3 protein-coding genes and 1 pseudogene are annotated in these 2,680 nt (G+C 70.8%); all 4 read right to left on the reverse strand.

The features are described from left to right. Positions 1–1,131, reverse strand: a pseudogene (locus VIB55_RS02115) (hypothetical protein); the annotation flags it as partial. 120 nt (positions 1,132–1,251) lie between these two features. After that, a complete protein-coding gene (locus VIB55_RS25420) occupies positions 1,252–1,500 on the reverse strand; it encodes a DUF433 domain-containing protein (RefSeq protein WP_349262981.1) in 249 nt (82 codons plus the stop codon). Positions 1,501–1,511: 11 nt separating this feature from the next. After that, complete coding sequence (locus tag VIB55_RS02120; RefSeq protein WP_331875012.1) at positions 1,512–1,970, reverse strand: hypothetical protein; 459 nt, start codon at positions 1,968–1,970, stop codon at positions 1,512–1,514. 3 nt (positions 1,971–1,973) lie between these two features. Next, positions 1,974–2,680, reverse strand: a 707-nt coding sequence (locus VIB55_RS02125; protein ID WP_331875013.1) for an ERAP1-like C-terminal domain-containing protein, incomplete at its 5' end; no start/stop codon positions are given.

Below are 2,680 nucleotides of genomic sequence, written 5' to 3' on the forward strand. Positions count from 1 at the left end.
CGCGTCGCCCTCGTACAGGCCGGTGGGCCCGGTGGCGCCCGCGGGCGGATGGCCGGGGTCGATCACGATCCGGCGTCCGCGCAGGGGATTGGCCGGATCGATGGCCGGCGGCCGGCGCACGCGGACCACCAGCGTTCCATCGCCCTCGTACCACGCCTTGTAACCCCACGGCGCGCTCGCCAGCTGCAGCGCGTACTGCGTGGATGCCCCCGCCGCCGTGGTGGTGGCGCCGCGATACCACGCATCCGCCGGGGCCTCGCTGCGCGCCTGCGCGCTGCCGGCGCCGTAGACGGTGATCGTCGCACCCGTTTCCGAAGTTTCCACCAGGAACGGCCGCCCGCGCGCCGCCACCCTCACGTCCAGGTTCTGCCCTGAGCGAATGACGCGCGCGGCCTGGATCGGCGTGGCGTCCGGCGGCGTGGCCGTCGTATCCGCGAGGCCGATGTTCTCCGCATCCACCCACGCCTCGGTCGCCCCGTCCAGCTGCACGCGGTACTGGTTGCCCCGCCGCTCCAGCACGCTCAGCCGTGCGCCGCGCGGAAAGAACCAGCGATAGGTGCCCGTTGGCGTCGGGCGGGCGTAGACGGCGTCGCTGCCGGTGGCCAGCGTGTCGGCGCCGCCGGTGACGGTGCCCAGGCGCGCGCGGGTGTACACGGCGTTCTGCGACGGTGTTGCGGGCGTGGCCCCGCCGCCGCCCCCGGACGGCCGCGCGTAGGCCACCTGCTCGCTGTCTTCCTGCCCGTCGGCCATCGCGCGCAGACGCCACACGCCATCGCTGGGCGTCGGTAGATAGCCGATGAAGGCGCCGTTGCGAGCCACGGGAACGGGCGTGCCGTTGATCGACAGCGCCACGCCGCCCCGGCCGACGGAGCCGTAGATGAAGGTGGAGTCCACCCGCGGACGGCCCTGGTCGGGTGTGGGGTGGATCACGCGGATGTCCAGCGCGCCGTTCGCCTCCGGGATGGCAGGCAGCGCCGGGCTGATCGGCTGGTATTCCAGCGCGCGCGGGGCGGCGGGTCTCGCCGGCGTGGGGTCGGGCCGGGGATCGGGAGAGGGGCCGGTCGCCGGGGCGCTGGGGGTGCAAGCGGCCAGCAGCGCGGCAAGCGCCAGGGGCGCGTAGATGCGATCCATCACGGCAGTATCGGGACGGTTGTGAAACGCGGGGGAGCAGCCACTCCCCCGCGCGTTTCATCTCACCCGGCCTCTACTGCAATCTGCGGGCAACCCGATCTGGCGCGCGTTGCTACGGGTTCATCTTCCCCGGAGCGTCACGGCATAGCATGAGGGCTCTCGCAGCGATTCCGCGGCGAACGCGAAGATCGACCGTAGCGTTTCCGGCGTAAGTTGAGGATACGACTCGAGGATTTCAGCCGAGGTCCATCCTGCTGCGAAGAGCCCCAGCAGGAACTCTACTCCCAGCCGGCTATTCCGAACGACGGGCTTTCCCGCCAGGACAGCTGGATCCCAATGGATGTGCTCGCGCCAGTCGATTTGCCGCATGGCGATCCCGCTCAGAGATGGAACCCACCCTTGAAGAGCTGCGGCACGGCCACGATCACGCCGAAGCGAATCAGGCGGCCGAGTGAGCCGAGGACGATGAACCAGGCGAGGTTCATCCGCGCGGCGCCGGCCGCTACGCTCATGATGTAGAACGGCGGGAGCCCCACGCTGGCGCTGGCGAACACGAGCGCGCCGCCCATTCGGGGGTGCTGCTCCATGTGGCTGTTCACCTTTTCCATCGCCACCTTCCAGCGCGTCCCCGGCAGCTTCAGCACGCCCATCCCCATGTAGTACATCGCCGTTTTGCCCAGCATCTGCCCCGCGGTCGCCGCCACGATCAGCGGCACCACGAACGCGGACGGGGCCAGCGCCGAGGCGCCCAGCAGGTAGATCTCGATATTCACCACCGGCACCAGCGCACTGAGCAGCGCCACGCCGAATGTCGTCAGCCAAACAGTGAGCAGCGACATCCGCTAGCGCGCCGCCGCCGACGCGCGGACGCGGACCGTGCGCTCCAACTCGTCCCTGGACTGCAGCACCTTGCGTCGGATGTCAATCGGCAGGCCGGGGTTCTCGGCCAGGAAGCGGTCGACGATCGCCAGGGCTTCGGGGCTGTCGTGCCCGCCGACGAAGGCGCTGATCCACCGAGGAAGGAAGAAGATGCGCCGGTTGTCGCGAACCCATTCCAGGCGGTCCAGCGACGGACGCAGGTACTGGAGCGTGAGCGCGGAATGCAGGGGCGTGTTGAACGGGCCGGTGGCCGCGGTCACCCACTCCTCGTTCAGCCGCGGATCGTCCAGGAATCGCGCGAAGTACGCGGCCTTGGCTGGGGCCGTGGGGATGCCCGCCGCGGCGATGAACGCGCGGCGCGGGCTTTCGGGCGTGGTGTCGCGCGCGGCTTCGGCGTCGATCAGCGCCTGCGGCCGTGGCTCTCCCAGGGCGATCAGCCGCTCGACCATCGACCAGCGCGTCGGCTGCTTGATCGCGGCGCCCTCGAATTTGCGGGTCTCCGCCAGGAATTCCAGCAGCAGCCCGCGCGCCTGCGCCGTCCGGGCGGTGCCACCGAGCATGTCGAGGCTGGCCTTGCGCGCGCCGTAGGTCAGCGACCCGTCCTCGGAGCGCGCAAGGAGCAGCCGCTCCCAGTCGCCCATCAGCGGCGCGGCGCGATCCTCCGGCAGAT

The organism is Longimicrobium sp. (assembly GCF_036554565.1).
Taxonomy (GTDB): domain Bacteria; phylum Gemmatimonadota; class Gemmatimonadetes; order Longimicrobiales; family Longimicrobiaceae; genus Longimicrobium.

Coding starts and splice junctions, on each gene's coding strand:
- VIB55_RS25420 (WP_349262981.1), bottom strand. CDS start 1,500: ATGCGGCAAATCGACTGGCGCGAGCACATCCATTGGGATCCAGCTGTC.
- VIB55_RS02120 (WP_331875012.1), bottom strand. CDS start 1,970: ATGTCGCTGCTCACTGTTTGGCTGACGACATTCGGCGTGGCGCTGCTC.